Origin of the sequence: Pseudoalteromonas sp. ESRF-bin5 (assembly GCF_002632075.1) — a bacterium.
Classification (GTDB): domain Bacteria; phylum Pseudomonadota; class Gammaproteobacteria; order Enterobacterales; family Alteromonadaceae; genus Pseudoalteromonas; species Pseudoalteromonas marina.
Genome location: NZ_NTLW01000209.1, coordinates 1 through 20,648 on the forward strand (window position 1 = coordinate 1; position 20,648 = coordinate 20,648).

General features: G+C 38.0%; 13 protein-coding genes. 10 read left to right on the top strand and 3 right to left on the bottom strand.

Features of this window, described 5'->3' with window-relative positions; genetic code table 11:
* The 6 genes from BCG07_RS12560 to BCG07_RS12585 all read left to right on the top strand — a co-directional run.
* Positions 1-187 (top strand): IS3 family transposase (locus BCG07_RS12560; protein WP_286890388.1); only part of this gene is annotated, 187 nt, incomplete at its 5' end.
* A gap of 20 nt (positions 188-207) precedes the next feature.
* The gene (locus tag BCG07_RS12565) at positions 208-3,807 is read left to right on the top strand and encodes a dynamin family protein (RefSeq protein WP_286890390.1); all 3,600 of its coding nucleotides are present in this window, start codon (positions 208-210) and stop codon (positions 3,805-3,807) included.
* Positions 3,807-5,537: a dynamin family protein gene (locus tag BCG07_RS12570; RefSeq protein WP_243530963.1), complete on the top strand. Its 1,731-nt coding sequence runs from the start codon at positions 3,807-3,809 to the stop codon at positions 5,535-5,537. The genes BCG07_RS12565 and BCG07_RS12570 overlap by 1 nt, the downstream gene beginning before the upstream one ends.
* A gap of 45 nt (positions 5,538-5,582) precedes the next feature.
* Positions 5,583-6,836, top strand: a complete 1,254-nt coding sequence (locus BCG07_RS12575) for a TerB family tellurite resistance protein (RefSeq protein WP_243530960.1) — start codon at positions 5,583-5,585, stop codon at positions 6,834-6,836.
* Between the two features lie 12 nt (positions 6,837-6,848).
* Positions 6,849-8,114 carry a tellurite resistance TerB family protein gene (locus BCG07_RS12580; protein ID WP_243530958.1) on the top strand — a complete coding sequence of 422 codons (1,266 nt, stop codon included), beginning with the start codon at positions 6,849-6,851 and terminating at the stop codon, positions 8,112-8,114.
* A gap of 58 nt (positions 8,115-8,172) precedes the next feature.
* Positions 8,173-10,428 (top strand): dynamin family protein, encoded by a 2,256-nt coding sequence (locus BCG07_RS12585; protein WP_286890391.1) that lies wholly within the window; start codon positions 8,173-8,175, stop codon positions 10,426-10,428.
* Between the two features lie 178 nt (positions 10,429-10,606).
* Here BCG07_RS12585 and BCG07_RS12590 read toward each other — a convergent pair whose 3' ends face one another.
* From BCG07_RS12590 to BCG07_RS12600, 3 genes are all read right to left on the bottom strand, one after another.
* Positions 10,607-11,707 carry a methyl-accepting chemotaxis protein gene (locus BCG07_RS12590; protein WP_274803910.1) on the bottom strand — a complete coding sequence of 367 codons (1,101 nt, stop codon included), beginning with the start codon at positions 11,705-11,707 and terminating at the stop codon, positions 10,607-10,609.
* A gap of 277 nt (positions 11,708-11,984) precedes the next feature.
* Entirely contained in the window at positions 11,985-13,805 is a 1,821-nt protein-coding gene (locus tag BCG07_RS12595) for a tetratricopeptide repeat-containing diguanylate cyclase (protein ID WP_286890394.1), read from the bottom strand.
* Between the two features lie 261 nt (positions 13,806-14,066).
* The gene (locus BCG07_RS12600; protein WP_286890396.1) at positions 14,067-14,456 is read right to left on the bottom strand and encodes a DUF2750 domain-containing protein; all 390 of its coding nucleotides are present in this window, start codon (positions 14,454-14,456) and stop codon (positions 14,067-14,069) included.
* A 214-nt stretch (positions 14,457-14,670) separates the two neighbouring features.
* Here BCG07_RS12600 and BCG07_RS12605 point away from each other — a divergent pair, with 214 nt between their 5' ends.
* The 4 genes from BCG07_RS12605 (at position 14,671) to BCG07_RS12620 (ending at position 20,521) form a co-directional block, all read left to right on the top strand.
* Complete coding sequence (locus BCG07_RS12605) at positions 14,671-15,714, top strand: alkene reductase (protein ID WP_286890398.1); 1,044 nt, start codon at positions 14,671-14,673, stop codon at positions 15,712-15,714.
* Positions 15,715-15,905: 191 nt separating this feature from the next.
* A complete protein-coding gene (locus BCG07_RS12610; RefSeq protein WP_286890400.1) occupies positions 15,906-18,278 on the top strand; it encodes a TonB-dependent receptor domain-containing protein in 2,373 nt (790 codons plus the stop codon).
* Positions 18,279-18,386: 108 nt separating this feature from the next.
* Positions 18,387-19,469 (top strand): alkaline phosphatase family protein, encoded by a 1,083-nt coding sequence (locus BCG07_RS12615; protein WP_502694073.1) that lies wholly within the window; start codon positions 18,387-18,389, stop codon positions 19,467-19,469.
* Complete coding sequence (locus BCG07_RS12620) at positions 19,466-20,521, top strand: alkaline phosphatase D family protein (protein ID WP_286890403.1); 1,056 nt, start codon at positions 19,466-19,468, stop codon at positions 20,519-20,521. Before BCG07_RS12615 ends, BCG07_RS12620 begins: the two co-directional genes overlap by 4 nt.
* Positions 20,522-20,648 lie beyond the last annotated feature (127 nt).

A 20,648-nucleotide genomic window follows, 5' to 3' on the forward strand; every position in this document is an offset into this window, starting at 1 on the left:
ATTTAAAACAGAGATTATTCGCAGAAATGGCCCGTGGAAGAATGTTGATGCTGTTGAATACGCAACGTTAGAGTGGGTCAATTGGTTTAATAATCAACGCTTATTATCTTCAATTGGGTATATTTCACCAGCTCAATATGAAACAGACTACTATGATAATTTAAACGAGTCAGGTAAAGTGGCCTGACTTAAACAAACTGGTCTCCGATGAACTCGGGGCGATTCAGTATAGCCAAAAACGTTGAAGCAGTTGCGGGTACTTCTGTTGGTGGTTTAAATGCTGCATTATTTACAGCTGGTGATTATAGCTCTGCTGAGCAGTTATGGCTTGATATTGCACCAAGCAAGGTATTAACACTTAAAGCAGAAGATATTGCTATAGCTGTTTCTAAGTTTGCCGTCGGGGCTTATTTACCGGGTGTTGCACCTAAAGCATTGATGACCTTGAGTTCTTTATTAGGGGGTGCAGGAGCTTTTTCGCAAGATGGACTTGCTGACCTTATTTACCAAAGCAATGTTTGCAATTCTATTGATAATAATTTATCGCTGCATTTATGTGCATTAACTGCTAAAAATGGCGAGCTAGTTTATCCGCAATTAAATACACTAAGCGCTGAAGACAAACAAAAATGGCTATTGGCAACCTCTGCAATACCGGCTGTTTTTAAAGCAGTTGAAATAGACGGCACAAATTATGTTGATGGCGGCGTATTACCTTCATATAGCGACAACACACCTTACAAACCACTTATAGAGCAGCATAATTGCACTCATATTATTAATATTTACTTGGACCGCCAAGCTGATACTGTTACTGCAAGTAAACAATACCCTGGGGTTAATTTTTGGAACATTGTTCCGTCACAAGCTTTCGCAGGCTTAATAGAACCACTTAATTTTACAAAAGAAAATGCAGCTAATCTTATTGAGTTAGGCTACAGCGACACGGCTAAAATTCTTAAGCAGTTTAAACCCTTTATGGATGATGAAGCGTGTTTTATGCAGGCCGCTTTTGAGTTTGCAGCTTCAAATACACAATTCAACGATCAGATATTAGTAAACCAACAGTTGCGTGATGGAAGAGCTTTAGATTCAAAGCAGCTTACATCTCCTCATTCATTAGATGATGTATTAAGCGAACTTGCCGATACGTTAAATCAGCAAGAGCGAGAGATAGCAAATCAAAATGTTGATAGTTTGATAGACGAATTTGCTGATAACTCTAACGAATTACTTGAGCATGCCTTTAATACAATTACAACACTTGCCTCTACTGAGGGGCGTATAAACGCTCAGTTAGAGCAAAGCCATGTGAGTCGGGTTCTCGGCTCGGTCTCGGGGAGCAATGCTAAGTTACAAGCGGGTGTTAACTATGATTTAAATCGAGCTATATATTCTAGCCAATTACTCATTCAAAAGCTCAACCATAAACAAGTACTAACAATGGAAGCGATGGTTTCCCTTGCTAACAAAACAAACTACCTGATGACTCATGTTAATGTGTTATATGGCAGCGTTAAAAAACTAGAACAAAATGTTTTTCAATCAGTTGCATTAATGAAGCAAGGAATAGAAGCATTAGCTCATCAATGCGATATTAGATTCAACCAACTTGAAAATAGAATTGATAACCTAGAACGAAGTCAATTAGTAAATAATTGGTATAACAATACAAAATCAAAATGCATCAGTTTAAATACACTGCAACCAAGTGAATTATTAATTAGAGTAACCTTGGGTTTTTATAATGATTTAGGGCGCGAATGGTCTAATAGTGAACTCAGTTCCTTCACAAATTTATTGCATGATATTGGCTTGCATCAAGCATTATTAACACCATGTAGCTTATTTAGTCCTAACTCCGCTAAGTTATTTTTAAATAATATACAAGCAAACGCCATTTTACCTGTTCCGCCTAAACATCAGCAGTTTCATCCTTTATTAAAAGGGCTGCAAATAGCAAGTGATGCGCAAAACGACGCAACCGCTGAAGAAATAAATCAAACGATTGAGCAACAACTCGGTTTAGCGCTCAATAATGAATTAAGTGGTTATGAGGTAGGGTTAGAGCTATTACATAGCCTAAAATGTAACGATAAAAGACTGCCGGCTTACTCAAATACGGGAAATTTGAGCTTACTGTCAGCTAATGAGCATACAACCATGCAAGCTCAATTGTTGGCTCAAGTTACTACGTATAAAAAAATTAACGATGATATTTTAATTAATAAAAATATCCGTGATGATCTTGCTTTTTTACAAAATAAAATTGAACAATTTAAAGTTATCATCCCTGTGATTGGCCAATTTTCGGCAGGTAAAAGTTCACTACTTAATAATTACTTAGGGCAAGACTACCTAAACTGCGACATAAACCCTGAAACAGCGGTTGCCACAGAGCTAAGTTATAGCGAAGACGAGCACATTATAATTAATTATATTGATAATAAATTGAGTGAGCGAAAAGAATTAGGTGAGTTACAAAGCCTAACAATTGACGAGAATATTTTTTATATTCAGGTTTTTATTAATAATCAAAAGCTTAAGAGCCGTCCTAATTTAGTGCTGGTGGATATGCCGGGTTTTGCATCAAATAATACTGGCCACTCAAAGGCAATTGCTTGTTACTTGGAGCGTGGTGATTATTTTATAAATTTAATCCCCTCAGAAAAGGCCTTTGATGCAACAGCCATTAATCAACTGCAAGAAATCAATCTTAATTATGAAAAAGACATTGCTCATATTGTGTCTAAATCTAACCGTCTGCCAAGTAGTAAATTGTTAGCGGTTAAGAGTCAGTTGCAAGCGTATTTAACCGAAGCATTAGAAAGCGGTATAACGATTGGCCATATCGAAAATTTAGGTACTAACAAAAATATAATTGATTTTGAGAATGCAGTCGACACTGCATTAAATCAGTTTGATACATTACTTTGTAAGCGTTATTCACAGCAACTAGCTAAGTTAGCCGGGCATATAACCAGCGCCATAAATGGCCTTAAAAAGTCTAGCCAGTCAAGCGAAGCCCAAATTCAAGAACAAATAAACAAGTCTCACAGTGCATTTAGCTCGGTAGAAAATAAACTTCAAGCATCACTTAAAGATCTTGAATATAATCTATGTAGCGTAGGAAAAGAGCAGTTAATTCAGCGCTCTCAACAGGTACTGGGCTCATCCGTATCAGTTTTAGTTAGTGCGGCTAAATCGAATCAAGTATCACAAAAAATAAATGACCTACTAAGGCCCGTTTTACAACAAGGTGTTGATAACTTAGTAAAGCAAGAATTACAAAAGCTAGATAAAAAACTCGATATTATTAGCGAGCAACAACATAGCGATGTAAAAATTACACTTAATATACCAGCAGAGCAAAAAGAAGCCTTTTCAACAGCGTATGCAGCGGTAGCGGCCGGAGTCGCAACCGTTATTTTAGGCCCTCTAGGTGGTATTGTCTCTGGTATTATAGGTGGCTTACTGGGCCGAAAAGATAATGCAGAAGAACGCGAGCAACAAATAGAATCACAAGTACGTGAGCAAGTTATTCCGCAGGCCGTTAATATGGCTGTAGAGCATTGCACACAACAGCTAAATTCGGCGGTATCAAAAATCAAACAAGCTGTTTTAAGCTCATTTGAGCAAGAGCAAAACGACCTCAAGCAAAGTATTGAGCACCTTAAACAACAATTGCAGCAAAGCGAAGACGCGTTTAACGAGCAGCAGTTAAAGTTCGACAACGCTTTAATTCAAATTCAGCAAACTAATCACACCGCGCAAATAAAAACCAACGCTATAAAGGAAGCTAGCTAGTGAGTAATGATTTAGATTTTGACAGTTTAATGAACGGCCACCATGATAAAAGCAATAATGAAAATAGTGGTGTAAGTAATAGTGTAAATAGCAATGCAAATGAGCAATCAGCTCAAACACAAACTTCATCTCAAAACATAAAACCAGAGGGTGTTAATCAATACTTATACGAAAGTGAAAAGGGCTTAAGTTTATGTGCTCAATTAATTGCGAATGGTGATAGTAATACATCTGTTGCCCGTTTATTAGCCGAAATTAAACACACGATTGAACATGACTTTTTACAGCTAGCTAAACAAGACGATAACACCACAGGGGCTCATACTTATGCTCAATTGTTATTGCTTGAAAAACAGCTAAATGAAATTGCTGCTTTTCCGCATCTTGAAAAATACTATACCGTTGCAGTGGGTGGCTCATTTAGCGCAGGTAAATCGCGCTTTTTAAACTCCGTATTAGGGTGCCCCTCGTTGCTGCCAACAGACACAACACCCACTACATCTATACCTACTTATTTGTCGTTAGGTGAGCAAAATGCAATAAGTGCACTTAATTTTTATCGTAAAAAAACAGCAATAGATGAAGAAGCATTAAAAGCTATATGCCATGCATTTAATGAGCGTTTTGGCGTAACCTTTAGCCATTTACTACAGCTAATATCTGTTGAGCGAGAAGACTTTAAATACCCTAACCTCGTGTTTTTAGATACCCCTGGTTACAGCAAAGCCGACGATATAATTAACACACAAAACAATACCGACGAAAACATTGCTCGTGAGCATTTACGCAGTGCAGACTATTTAATTTGGTTGGTCGATCAGCAAAATGGCACTGTGCCACAGCAAGATATTGAATTTTTAAAAAGCTTAGAGCTAACTCAGCCTGTATTAGTGGTGATTAGTAAAGCGGATAAAAAGCCAGAATCGCAAATACAACAAATTATTAATACAGCAAAACAAGACTTACAACGAGCCGAAATTAATTTTTTAGACGTAATAGGGTACTCAGCCCAGTTAAATAAAGAGTTTTCAAGTTCCCAAACCGTACTAACTGATTTATTACAAACTGTGAGTAAAGGTAAAAATGGCTCGATTGTTTTATGGCAAGCAGAACAGATATTTAAGAGCTATATAAATTTTTATGAGTCTACTCGTCAAATTCATAGCTTAACAAGTGGCACGATTAAAGAGCTCATTTTTGCTGAAACTATATCAGACAAAAACAAACAACATTTAGACGATATAAGCAATAAAACAAAAGCGCAGGTAAATGCTTTAGCAACACAAAAGCAAGTTGCCCTTAAAATTCAGCAACAATTACAAGAGCAAATTACGCAGTTATGCGAGTTGCTCAATGTAAACACAACCATGCAGCCGAGCTCTGTGACATTGAGTTCAACTAATACGACTTGCTCACTTGGTAACGATAATGTACCCCAACAATCATTAGTATTTGAAGCGCTCGTGCAAGGCAGTATCAAACAGTTATCGGCTATTGCTGACATAACTGCTTTGCAAGGGCGAATAATTAAGTTAAGCGCGGTAGGCGTACACATTAAAATAGAAGAGAAAGTACCAACCGATTTCGACATCATTATTACTAAACAAAAAATAAAAGCCCAGTTGGGTGATGCCGTAATGAGTGATTATTTTAACGAAGGCCAGCGTGTGAAAGTTCACATAGTAAACGATAAAAAAGCGAGCATTACAGTCGATATAGCTTCGGCATAATTTTGAATTAGCAACACACAATTACTTAATAAAAAAGGAAGTAAGATGGATTTTGATATTTTAGACGTTATAAACGAGGCAACAAAAGAAGCTGATGCATTTGAAGGCCATCCAGCTGCTGATTTCACCATGGAAGAGCAGTTATTATACTTAAATGGCTTAGCTCTAGTCATGAATGCTGACGGTCATATTGACGACACCGAAAAGGAATATATTCGTATACTTATAAAATCAATGAGCCTTGATGAGTCAATACTTGACGACATGGTAACGTTTGCAAAAGCCCCAGATAAAGACACAGTACAAGCGTTTTTTCGTACTTTTCGCCGTCGCCCCGTTGCGCAGTTGTTTTTGTTCGATGCCCTAATGATGACCCGCCGCGATGACAAAGTAGAAGACAAAGAAAAGGCCGTTGTAGACAAAATAGCCGACCAGCTAGAAATACTAAAAGGCACCCAACAAGATATATTTGATTTATTTTGCCATATTAAAAACCGCAACTGGCAAGAAAGCGCATTATATTTCAGCTGCCATTTATTAAACCCAGATCACTTTAAACATCTACTTGCCTATCATGAAATAGAGTTCGATGCGTTAATGGCAGAAACCGCAGAGATCAGAAGTAATAGGTTAATTGAGGTGATTAAACAAAAGGTTGATATTGATGCATTAGAGTGGGAGCTACTCGTATATCGCAATAATAACTGTATGCCTGATGCGACAGAAATAACAACGACATTTATTACAAACATCGTTACTCTTGATCTGATTTTGCCATTTTTGCAATCAAAGCTTGATAGAAAAGAGCTACGCATTAATGCCGATGAGGTTTTATTAATTAAAGATGGTGTTGAGCTAGCCTATGGCTCACTAACTGATTTAACACTTAGCCATGATAAAGAAACAGACGCATTTTTTGTCACTCCAAATTTGACTGAAGACTCTGCGTTCAAAGTAACCGCTGAGCTGCTGAGCGATTTTGGCTTTATGATATCTGAACATCTAATTACAGAAAAAGATATTGAGTCTGATGATCCTCAAGTTATTAATATGGTTTTAGATATCCTCTATTCAGCTAAAATAGTCGAAGGTAAAAAAGATGGTGATTACGATAATCCTATTTGCTTTCCTAAACAGAATAGTGGATATGTAAAAAATGAAATTGTATTAGGCTACGACAACAAATATTACACTAATATTAAATCAATTAGTATAGTTTCCAAAGATAGTAGTGACTATGTTACTAACTCAACTCCATGGGAAGTACTAGCATCTGGTCAATTCAGGTTAATGAGATAAGGGAGCGAGTAGGTGACTGATTTAGACATGCTTGCCACTTTCATGGAAGCGACAAAAGAGCCGAGTGCTTTTGAAAACCACCCAATAGCGCAACAAGGGATTGAAGGGCAGTTATTGTATTTGCAAGGCCTAGCCTTAGTGATGAATGCAGATAATGACATTCATGAAACCGAGGTTGAGTATTTACAAATTTTAATAAACTCTTTTTCACTCGATAGCTCTGTTTTAGATGACGTGATTGATTTTGCTAAAGCGCCAGACAAAGTAACAATTCAAGCATTTGTTGCATACTATAGGCGTAAACCATTGGCGCAATTGTTTTTATTTGATGCGCTCATGATGACCCGACGTGATAACCAAGTGCACGAGAAGGAAATGCCTTTAGTGAACGCAATAGCACAACAACTCGAAATACTAAAAGGCACTCAACAAGATATATTCGATTTATTTTGCCATATTAAAAACCGTAACTGGCAAGAAAGCGCATTATATTTCAGCAGCCACTTATTAAACCCCGATCATTTTAAACATTTACTCGTCTATCATGAAGTTGAGTTTGAAACGTTAATGGCAGAAACCGCTAAAATAAGGTCTAAGCGATTGACTAAGCTTATCGTCAATAAAGTTACTCGTGCATGCCAGTTAAAGTGGGAACCTTTAAACTATTGTAATGCAGAGTCTTTACCGAAAGAAAAAGAGGTTACAATTGATTTTGCCCCTAGTATTTTTACACATGACTTGTTAGTCCCGTTTCTTCAATCGAAAATGGATAGGGGCGAGCTTCGAGTTAGCTCTGGTGAGGTTTTTATCACTTATAATTCACCTGAAAAATTGTACGGTTTACTTTCTGATTTACATTTGGAGTTTGACCCAGAAGATAACACTTTTTCAGTATCAAAAAGTTATATTTCTGACTCTGAATTAATGGTGCCAAACGAGATTAAGTTAGATTATTTCAAAACTATCTTCTCACCATTATTGAACGGGGAACCACAAGATATAAATGTAATTTTATATCAGTTATTTAAAGCTAAGATAGCGATTGGCAAGCAGCTACACCCTAAGGGCAAGCCTAATAATACGGAACAAATTAATTCTGTATGTTTTCCTTTAAAAGGCAAAAAAGTTTTGAAAGACGAAATAGTACTAGGCTTTAACAATAAGTTTTATAGGAATAAAGGTGGCGTTAAAGCTATTCTGATTTCAAACAGAAAATATTTAGATAACTTAACACTTTGGTCAGTATTGGCTTCTGGTCAATATAGGCTTGTTAAATAGAATTATTTACATAGAACAATAAAGTAAAGTTTTATCTTTTCGATAAAAGGAATTAAAAATGATTGAAGAACATTCATCAAGCTTATTAAAAATAAGTAAAGGCTATGAGTTATTAGGCAGCTCACTAGATAAAAATTTATTGGCAGAGTTACAGGCGCTAGCTAGTCATTTTAAAAATGACGCACTACATACACAAAATGAAAATAGATTGCTGCGTATTGGTATAATCGGCCAAATAAAGCGGGGGAAGTCTTCGTTTTTAAATAGTTTGTTATTTAATGGGCAAGACGTGCTCCCAAAGGCTGCAACACCTATGACGGCTGCGCTAACTAAAATTTGCTATGCACAGCAGCCAAAAGCACGAGTTGAGTTTTATAGCAAAAATGAATGGGATAAAGTTAAAAATTTAGCCGATACAGCATTCACTAAACATGCAAGACATGAAAACGCATTGCTTGAATATCAAGCCAATAAGGCAATATCGCAAAAGCAGGGCGTTTTTATTGCACCACCAATTAAACCTGTTTTATCTGATGAAGAAAAAGCCAGTATTGAACTATTGAATATGGTAAAAAATTCAGGGTTAAATGTTGCGCAATATTTAGATACAAGCATATCGCTTGATGAAGTAAATAATAATGATGAATTAGTTGATAAACTAAATAACTATGTGGGAGCCAGCGGCGAATTTACACCAATAGTAAAAAGCACTGAGCTGCATTTAAATATTGACTCTTTACGCGATATTGAGGTGGTTGATACACCGGGAATGAACGACCCAATAATCTCCCGTGGTAGGCGTACACAAGAGTTTATAGGCCAATGTGACGTGGTATTTGTACTCAGCAATAGCGGCCAATTTTTAGACCAATCAGATATGAGCTTGCTGGCGCAAAATATTCCCAATAAAGGTATTGAAGATATTGTACTGATAGGCTCACTGTTTGATGGGGCCTTATTGGATGAGTACCATAAGTACCCGTCTATTCAACAGGCGTTACCGGCCATTACTACAAAACTTAATAATCAGGCTAAGAGTAATGTAGATAAGGTATGTAATGAATTTTCAGCACATCAAAGTACTGAAGATGATAATAATCAAAGCCATTTAATGAGCACATTACAAAATGCTTTGCCGCCTATATTTATTTCATCTCGCTGTTATGATTTAGCCATAAAGCCTGAGCAATCATTAAATGAAGAAGAGTTGCACTCGCGTCAGCAGCTTAATGACATGTTTGCTGACTTTACGTTTAATGCCAGTATATTTGCAGCAGTGGCTAACTTCACAAAAGTAACAAGTAAGCTAGATACTGTTAAGGCAAAAAAAGAGCAAATATTGGCAGATCGTTTTAATAATCTTTTAATAGGCTCAAAACGTGAGGTTAAACAAAAATTAGTTCAAATTGCAGATGACGTAGCTTATAAACGTAAAAACTTACTTGAAGGCGATGTTGAAAGTTTAGCGAAAAAACAACAAGCAGTTGTTAAACGCATAGAGGCTGGCACAGTTAAAGTAAATAGTGTTTTTGAAAAATACAGTATTCAAGCTGAAAAAACATTAACGCGATTACTAACTGACATAAACCAAAATGCAATTCAGGTAAAACAAGTACAATCTCAATCAGGCTCGCGGGAAGAAAGCTATACAACATCAAGAGAGGTTAGTGATTCATCGTGGTACAACCCTTTTTCATATGGCTCAACTCGTACTGTAACATCTACAAATTACCGTACAGTTAATTACACCTATGCAAGCGTTCATGATGCTGTGAGTAAACTTGAGTCATTTGTGGTCGATACTAGCAAAGCGCTTTATGATGTAAGTGAAAACGCAATCCAATTGGGATTGTTTAAACAGGATATAAAAGCATCAATTAGAGATATGTTTGATTTTTCAGATGAGGATTTTGACCCAGAAATGGTTTTAATGCCGTTAAACAATGCCGTTGAACGTATAACTATACCTGCAGTTAGTTTAGATCTCGATGCGCATATTAATACTATTCGGCAACAATTTAGTGCTGAGCAAGTTGAAGGCGATGACATAGCTCAGTTACGTACTGAGCAGGCACGGGTCGTCACTTTATTATTGCAAGATATAAGTGTTGAGCTAAAACAATGTATTAATCAGATAGTAGAGAAGTTAGCTAAAGAGCAAAGCAATTTTATTCCCAGCTTAACGAAAGACCTAGTAGCAAGTGTAGAGCAGCTCAAGCAGGATTTAACTCATAAAGAAGAAGTACTAAAAGGCTATGATGACGTATTACAAAAAGTTAGCACTGACCTGGCAGGATTAGACTTTAACCAATAAATATTACTATAGTTAAGGCATTATCGTGTTTTAAAAAACATAGATAATGCCTATAAAGCAACCTTACCCATCAATAAGCAGGTAGTGGGTATAACTCCAAAGCTCAGTACCCATCATAATATCGATAATAAATATAAAATGAGCAGCGCTAAAGTTGTAGTTAAACTTAAAACGACCGTTATTTAGTTATTTTGTTTGCTAGGTTAGTTAATAAATCAACGGCTTTAAAGCTCGCCGCTTCCATTTGCGATATATGATCAATCATTTTATCCGAATGGCCATCTGCAAAGGCTTGCAATGCTTGTATGCCATGGTTGTGAATCTCGGCGTGCGGGGCTTCTAAGTTTTTAAATTCAATATGGGAGGCGTATTTAGCTGCACCATCACCTTTATAGTACCATTTACCTAAACGACACATTGTGTGATCGGCAAATTCATCTGTGGTTTTATCAGATAAACCAAGTAGTACCTTATAAACTTCCAGTTTCCAAACGATATGATCCATTTTTACCGTCTGAATAAATGCGTTTTCAGTTGAGTCGGTAATAACTGAATACATGTTTTGTGAGAACGTAACAATTTTATTAGCGGTATCTTCGATAGCCGCTGAACTTTCACTGATCTCATTACTTTGTTTCCCGACGTCGGTAATGTTGCCAACAACGTGGTCCATTTGTTGGTTTACTTGTTCAATTAAGCCTGAAATTTCATTCGATGCATCAGCTGAGCGTTGTGCTAATGTGCGAACTTCATCTGCAACTACGGCAAAGCCTCTACCTTGTTCTCCAGCTCTGGCGGCCTCAATAGCAGCATTAAGGGCTAGTAAGTTAGTTTGGTCAGAGATGCCTTTGATAATGTTTACAAAGTCATTAATCCCTGCTGTGACTGTTTGTAATTGCTTTACAGATTCAGAGGCTGTTTTAGTGTCTCTGGATATCACAGAAGTTGATTGCAAAGTGGCGGATAGCATTACAATAATGTTATCAAGCAATTGCTGTGATGATTGAAAGCCATCTCTGTGCATTACAAGTTCACTTGAATTTGCTGCTAGGCTCTCCCTGATTTGCTCTATTAAAATTGAAGACTGTAGCCACAAGCGGTTTAATTCGTCTTGTTGTTTGGCAGTTTTATCAGTTTGATTTATTTGCGCTACTAACTGACTTTTAGCATTCTTAACTTGTTCCAGTTCATCATGCAGTGCTTCATTTTGGTTACGAATATCTACAATTTCATTTTTTAGTTTTGCAATTTCTTTTTTATACTTGGAATTAAATATCACGTATTTGTCCAACTGTTTCTGTAAATGTGCCCAGAGTAAATCTCAGCGTTGTGCTAGCACACTTAATCTAATAGGTTATTAGGTTAGTTTAGCAAACTATGTCGTAATTTTTTTGAGCAAGCGCAATAAAACAGTGTGCCATTGCTATTTTTAGGTCAACAGAGCAGCCTTAATGCGAGGAAATAACATCGCTTTATTAGTAAACTATATGCTTAGTGAGCAACTACATTCAATTACATGATAATGAAGATAGTTGCGCGCAAGAACATTTGTTAGTTTAACTGAGACAGACGACTTTATTCCGCCCTGTTTCTTTAGCTTTATAAAGACCAAGATCGGCTTGTTTAACCATGTCTTTATATTCACCTTGTTGATTATATTCACAGACACCTAAAGAAACAGTGACCTGAAGTAGCTTATCTTGGTAAGTCAATTCAATGTTACTTACGGCTAAGCGTAACTTTTCTGCAAGATGCGATGCTTGCTCTTTATTGGTTTCAGGTAAAAACACCAGAAATTCTTCACCTCCCCAGCGAGCAACTTTATCCATACTTCTAATTGAATCTTGCAATGCGCTAGCCACTTTTTGCAATACAATGTCACCATAGTCATGTCCATAGGTGTCGTTGAGTACTTTAAAATGATCTATATCCAGCAAAATAATACTAAAAGTTTTTTTATTGCGATTAACCCGGCTCATTTCTAATTCAAAGATATCGTGCAATGCGCGGCGATTAAATAGTCCCGTGAGTTGATCGCGCAACGCAAGCTCTTTAACTTGCAGGTAGGCAGAGTGTTTTAGTCTATAGGCAATATAAATAAATAGGATAATTAAAAGACTGAAGGCAACGATCCCATAGAGTCGTAGAATTGCATTTTCATTGCTTGTTTGCGCTAGTTTAGCTTCGATTAATGACTTTTCTTTAGAGGCAATATCATAGGCTGCTTGTGATTGGTCAAATTTTTCTTTTGCAGCTAATGAGGTACTTTCATCATCTAATTCTTTGTATTCAATCATAAGTTCTAATGCGCGTTGGTAATTTCCTAATGATTGATAATTTTCGATCATTGGCGGATAGTTTTCTAAACGTTTGATGAGTTGACTCTCGCTTGAAAATATAGCGAGGGCTTGCTCAAAATAGTCGGCAGCAAGTTTATAATTACCTAAACTTTGATTGCTTTGTGCCAGATTACTTAAAACAGTAGGCTTATGTATTAAATCATTGTTTTTATTTACAATATCTAACGCTTTTAAATAATAATCAATGGCTTTTTGGTGCTCATTTAGCTCAGCATAAATAGTGCCTTTATTAATAATTATAGGAACTCGGTCAAATATATTATGGAAGTGGGCTACTTTTTCGGCTTGATTAATGGCAATTAATGCCTCTTGGTATTGGGCTTTATCAACGTACATTGCAGCTAAGTTTGCATACAGCTCAGTGAGCAGTATGTCATTTTCAGGGTATGCTGCTATTGCCTGTTGAGTGTATTCAATCGCTTTGTCGTAGTTTTTCATATAATAATTGGTAAACCCTAAACCAATTAATATCTTCGGTGAAGCATATCCTTGAATGTTTATTTGTAAATCGTGAGCATGTAAGATTTTATCGAGTCCATCTACCATTTTTCCTCGTCTAACAGAGTTAATTCCATACAAATAGTAAGTCATACTCGTAGCAAGCTGTGTGTCATCAGCAAAAGACACCGCTTTTGATAAATAAGAATCGGCTTCGGCAAACTTACCTAAGCGATATTTCATTAGTCCGAGGTTGTCATAAAGTGCGTATTTAGTTTCTATATCGACTTCGCTATCGAGTAATTTTGAGACATCGTCTTTGAGCAAGTCGAATTCATGCCAGTTCTTGTCTTCATTCATAAATGCAAGCCAAACAACCATTAATTCAGCTTGTTGTGTGGTTGATTGTGCCGAGGAATATGTTGTCCTTAATTGTTGATAAGCTTGTGCGGATTCACCATCGCTTTTGAGCTGTTTTATCTCTCTGAGTGTGGATTCTAGTGAGTCAATTTGCTCTGTGGCATAGCCACTATTAATAAACGTTAGCAGTAGTAATATTAAAATACCTTGTCGTACCATTATAAAGTCCAAAGAGTAAGGGGCGTGTTGAAGTCAACTAATGCCAAAGTTTTTGCAGTGGGAGCTGTGTTTATTTCACTGATCAGTGTGAATAAGCATAAATTAATTATAGCTAAAAGCGACATTATTGCCGTTATATTTTAATTTTTATAGGTATTAATTTTGTATCTTTGTCTTAAAGCGTTGCGCGTAAAAAATTTAAAGTTTGCGTGGATAAGTCGCAGAACAACACGTCTGCGACTCAATTATAGCGAAGTGTAATTAGTAACGTTTTTTAGGTGCTTTTAGTTGTGAATCAAATTCATCAGGAAATAAAATTGTGCCGTCGTCTTCTTCAGTTGGAAAAACGGCGATAAGTAAGTCATCTTGTTCAAGACCAGGTGTCCATCGGCTGAACCAGTCATTAGTAGGAATTGCTTTAGGTGTGCATCCTTCCCAGTCGCCCGTTGCCCATGCTTGTGCAAATTCTCGTGTAGGCCATACAGGCACACAATCGTCATCTTCGTTAGTAAGCATTACACAGCCGTCGTCGTCATTTAAAATCCATACTTGCTTGTACTGTTGTACGGTTTCAAACATAAAAGCGAGACGCTTTTTGGCTCCAAGGCCTAAAATTACGTCGTGTTCTTCGGTTGCATTTACGCGTGTCATGATGGGCTCACTTTTGTTGCGGTCAATTTATATTTATAGCGTACAAGTATATCGAGTTATGTGACATCGTGTTGAAAACTTCACAATTATTTTTGTTATTTAGATCTGTTTTATGGGTTAGTCAGTATATTTTGAGCAAACATTCAAAATTGATCTTGAATGTTGCCTAAATGGCCGCACTTAGTATGCATACACTTAATCAAGGATTTATAAAATGAACACAGATTTACTTACACCATATCGATTAAATGACACGATTGAACTTAAAAATCGTGTATTAATGGCACCGCTTACACGTTGTATGGCTGACGAAAATTTAGTGCCAACGCAAGATATGGTTGAGTATTATGCTCGCCGCGCAGACACAGGTCTCATTATTAGCGAAGCGACAATTATTCGCCCAGATGGGCAAGGTTACCCAACTACGCCTGGTTTGTTTACACGCGAGCAAATTCAAGGTTGGAAAAAAGTGACCGACGCTGTGCATGCAAATGGTGGTAAAATGTTTGCTCAACTTTGGCATGTTGGCCGTGTAGCGCACCCTCATTTTTTTGATGGTGAAGTACTTGCCCCTTCAGCAATTGGCGTAGAAGGTTCGGTACCCCGCATGCGCGAGCTTACTTACATCACGCCAAAAGCCGCGACAATTGACGATATTAAATCGTTAATTGCAGATTTTGCCAAAGCCGCCGAAAACGCAATTGAAGCCGGTTTTGATGGTGTAGAAATTCATGGCGCAAACGGCTACTTAATTGATCAATTTTTACATTATGAAGCCAATGTACGTGAAGACGAGTACGGCCAAACACCGCAAAACATGGCTCGCTTTGCACTTGAGGTTACCGATGCAGTTATTGCTGCTGTAGGTAACGAGCGTACAGCACTGCGTGTAACACCTGGTGCCTACTTTAATATGAGCGAAGATAACCGCGACAAAGCGGTATTTGACTACTTACTACCTGAACTTGAAAAACGAAACCTTGCTTACCTGCACGGTGGTATTTTTGATGACAGCACAACATTCGAATCGCTTGAAGGCAAAACAACTTCAGCGTTTTTACGTGCGGGATACAAAGGAACACTGGTAGGCGTAGGTAGCTACAGCTTTGAGTCAGCTAAAGAAGCAATTAATGAAGGTAAGTTTGATTTAATTGCGATTGGCCGCCCGCTAATTGCAAACCCTGATTACATTAGCAAAGTAACAAACGGCGAAGAGTTAGTCCCTTATAGCGACGAAATGCTTGCTGAGCTTAAATAACGTTTAGCAATTAAATAAAAAAAGACACTTAATAGCTTTATTAAGTGTCTTTTTTTTTACATATTTTCGCCATTATTTTCTCATATTTGTTTAATCTTTATGTCAATAAAACAAAGCGTTATTGTCATATTTAAAAATCATACTGTGCCCGTTTTCATAATAAACCATTAATAAAATCAAACGGGACAACAATGTACGCTTTAAAGAGTAAATCGATTTTGAGCATGGCCATTGCCATGGCGGTATCAACATCTGCTTATGCTAACGACGAAACCACTATTGAAGAAGTAACGGTTGTGGCAAAGCCAACCAGTTACGCTAATAATGTGATTGAACCTGCCATGTTAGAGCAGCAAAGCACGGTTTCAAGTGTGTTGTCAGTCATTGATAATTTGCCAGGCATTAGCATAAACGAAGGTGATGCATTTGGCGGTGACGATTGGTCTACCACCATTACAATGCGTGGTTTTAGTATTGACGGGAATCAGCAACAGTTAGGTATGACAGTTGATGGTATTCCTAATGGCGGCTCTAATTATGGCGGCGGTGCAAAAGCAAATCGCTACTTAGACTCTGAAAACCTTGCAACCGTTGAAGTAGGTCAAGGTACGTCTGATATTAAATCGGCTTCACTTGAAGCACTTGGCGGTACATTTAACTTTGTCAGTAAAGCACCAAGCCTTGAAAAAAGCACTACTTTTGCTTACACGTCGGGCAGTCACGATGCTACACGATATTACTTAAAACACGAAACGGGTACATTATTTGATAACACGCAAGCTTATGTGAGCTATTCACAAACCAATACTAGCCGCTGGATAGGTGATGGCAGTAATGGCGGTAAAGATAATCAACATGCTGAGGCTAAATTTGTATCTAACTTTAATGCGCTGACTGTAACAGGGCGTTTATCGTATGATGATGTAAGTGAGACCAACTATAACAGTGTGAGCTTGCAGCAATTTGCGCAAACACCAAATTGGGATCAACTAACTTGGAATTGGACTGGCGTGCCACACTTTGACCAAATGTTTGCAGAAGGTTGGGGTACATTGCGTGAAAATGCGTTAGGTTACGTAAAGTTTGAATATGCAATCTCACCTTCATCATTATTAACAATCAGCCCTTATTACCATAAAAACTCAGGGCGTGGTGATTGGATCCCACCTTATTTAACATCACCTGTCGATAAAGACGGTAATCCAACAATCGAAGGCGGCACAAATGCTGGCTCATATGGTTTTGCAGATAGCCAAGGTAAGCCATTAACGCCTAATGCAAATTGTACGGATACACTCAGTTGGCCATGGGATTCAGGCACAGGGTTGAATCCGGCGTGTTACCCAGATTCGGCAATACCGGTAATGTCATATCGCCATACACACTATGACAAGGACCGTTTAGGTTTGACCGCCGATTATAAATTAACCTTAGGGATGCACGATATTGAAGCAGGTATTTGGCTTGAGCAAACTGATCGTGACGAATCTCGTGATTGGCATAAAGTTATTGACGCTCGCGTGTATCATCACTTTGATAGCACCCCATACTGGACGCAATATAAAAATACTTTTGAAACAGATACCTTTAAGTGGTACGTACAAGATTCTATCAGCCTAGGCGATTTTACAGTTAATCTTGGCGCTAAACAGTATTTAGTTGAATTACAAAAATACGATCATTTTGCAGATCTACGCTCTGATAAAATAAACAGTGATTCAGATGTGTTATTTAGTGCCGGTGCTTTGTACCAGCTAACTAGCAGCACTGAGTTATTTGCCAGTTTCAGTGAAAATTTCTCAGCAATTAAAGATGGTGTGCTGGAGCGTGATAGTTCTACACTCACAGAAATTGAACCAGAAACAGCTGAAAATATCGACTTTGGTGTACGTTATAAAGCAGACCGCTTGAGCCTAACTGCGACCGCTTATTCTATTGCCTTTGATAACCGTATCACCTTTATCGCACCTGGCAGTGATACCGGCGGGATTGATTATACGATAGGTACAAATGGCTCTTACATCAATGTAGGTGGTATTGACTCGCAAGGTATTGAACTATCAGCAAGTTATATGCTTACAAATGAATGGAATATTTATACTTCATATACTAATAACAGCTCTGAATACGCATCGCACGATCCAAGTGCCTACGATGCCGATGGTGTTATCCTCAAAGATGAAGACGGAAAAGCGCTACCGCCAAGCTTTAAAAAAGGCGATGACGTAATCGATTCACCAAGCGATATGTTTGTGCTTTCGACCGATTATTACAGTGGCGACTTCCGCTTTGGTATATCCGCTAAATATACCGGTGAACGCTTAGGTGCATTTTTAGATGAGCAAACTCGTACACGTAATAAAGTTGATGGTTATACCGTGCTTGATATCAATGCCGGTTATGCTGCAGACGTCAATGCCGGCCCATTTAAATCAATCGATATTGCTTTTGCTGTCACTAACGTAACAGATAAACAGTATTTAGCGGGTGGGACAGGTAATGGCAGCACTTATTTTATTGGTGCACCACGAACTGCAGCACTTACATTTACTGCTAATTTTTAAGCCCTAATTATAAAAATAATAACCAAAACCCATCCTTGTTGATGGGTTTTTATTGATAGGAATACTATGAAAGCAATAGCTAAACTGGCCGTAATAGGCTGTACATTAATGGTAAGTCATATTGTCAAAGCCAGTGATAATGTTGTGCTTGTGACGCTTGATGGTGTGCGCTGGCAAGAGGTATTTAACGGCGCCGATCAAAAATTGTTAGCAAATCCCGATTTTGTTAAACAGCCAGAGCAATTGAAACAACAGTTTTGGCGCGATGACAAACACGCCCGACAAGCTCAGTTAATGCCATTTATTAGCAATACGATTGCTCAACACGGTGTGTTAATTGGCGATAGAGAGAATGGTTCAACAATGTCGGTGAGTAACCCGTGGTATTTTTCATACCCAGGCTACAGTGAGATCTTAACTGGCAGTGTTGATGAGGCAATTAACAGTAATGATAAAACGCCAAATCCAAATAAAACTATTTTAGAGCGATTAGAGCAACGCGCTGACTATAAAAATAAAACCGCCTTATTTGGCAGTTGGGATGTATTTCCGTTTATTGTTAATACCAAACGCAGCGACGTATATGTAAATGCGGGTTTTATGCCAATTGAGGCAGACTTATTTGCCGATGCGCCACTTTTAAATGCACTGCAAAAAGAAATCCCCAGTCCGTGGGCAAATGTTCGATTAGACAGCTTTACCTATCGTTTTGCTAAAGCCTACATGTTGGCTAAACAACCCAAGTTACTGGTAATTAGCTTAGGTGAAACAGATGATTTTGCCCACGATGGTCATTACGATGCTTACTTAAAATCAGCGAAACAAAGCGATGCATTTTTAAAAGACTTATGGCAAACCATTCAAAGTACCCCTGGTTATAAAAACAAAACAACGCTTATTATTACTACTGACCACGGCCGAGGGAGTCATGCAAGCGATTGGCAACACCATAGCTCTAAACAGGCCTTAGCCAATTCACCGCAAGGTAAAAGGGCATTTCCAGAGGGAATTGTTGGTTCGGAGCATATTTGGCTTGGCGCAATTGGCCCTGCCATTAAAGGAAATGGCCTAATAAAAATTAAAAATGTTAAGCAAGCGCAAATTGCCGCTACAGTGCTTTCGGCACTTGGTCAGCAACCACATATAATAAACCCCAATATGGCACCCGCTATTAAAGAGATTTTAAAATGAAAATGTTATTAAACCCTATTTTATATTCAACGCTTGCGTTGGTTGTTAGTGCAAGCGCGATGGCTGCACCATCAAAAATATTGTTTGGCTCGTGCGGGCATCAAGACAAAGACATCCCAATATTCGACACCATAAATAAAGAGCAGGGCGATCTATTTATATTTTTAGGCGACAATATTTACGGCGACACCAATGACATGTCAGTGCTTGCTGATAAATATCAAAAACTAGGTGCAAAACCCGGCTTTAAAACTCTAAAAGAAAACACACCTATTATTGCAATGTGGGACGATCACGACTTTGGTCAAAACGATGCCGGAAAAGAATACCCTCATAAAGAAGAATCGCGACAAATTATGCTCGACTTTTGGGGCGAGCCCAAAAACACAGAGCGTAGAACACGCTCAGACGGTATTTATACCTCGTATATGTATGGTGAAGGCGAGCAAACGGTGCAAGTGATTATGCCCGATTTACGTTGGAACCGTGACACACTTAATCATGTAAGCGAGCTTGAATATTACACCAAGCGTAAATTAAACAACCAAGGGCCTTATAGCCCAACAGAAGTTAAAGGCGCATCAATGCTAGGTGAAGCGCAATGGCAGTGGCTCGAGCGCGAGCTTAAAAAACCTGCTGCTATTAAGCTTATTGCATCAAGCTTGCAGTTATTGCCTGATTTTACAGGCTGGGAGTCATGGGCAAACTTTCCAGAGGATCGAAATCGTTTATTTACGTTAATTAAAAAACATAAAGTAAATGGCGTGGTGATCATTAGTGGCGATACACATTGGGGGGAAATATCTAAATACGATCAAAACCTAGATTATCCGCTTATTGAAATGACCAGCTCAGGTTTGACTGAAAAATGGAAAGACGTCAGCCCAAATAAGCATCGCGTGGGCGATTACACGCACAATGTAAACTATGGTGATTTAAGCATTGATTGGAAACAACCCGACCCAGCTATTTCATTAAAACTCAAAGGGATTGACGGCAAGGTCATTATGCAAAGTAACTTTGGCCTTTCAAGTATTAGCCCTTATAAATAAGAGCGCGATATAAATAATAAACGCACAGTGATTAAAAAGTGATAAAAGTAAGTTCTGTGCGTTTATTTTTTGTTTAACTACCTTCTAACTTGCTGTTTTATTAACGTCATTTCCCCCTTATAGCTAC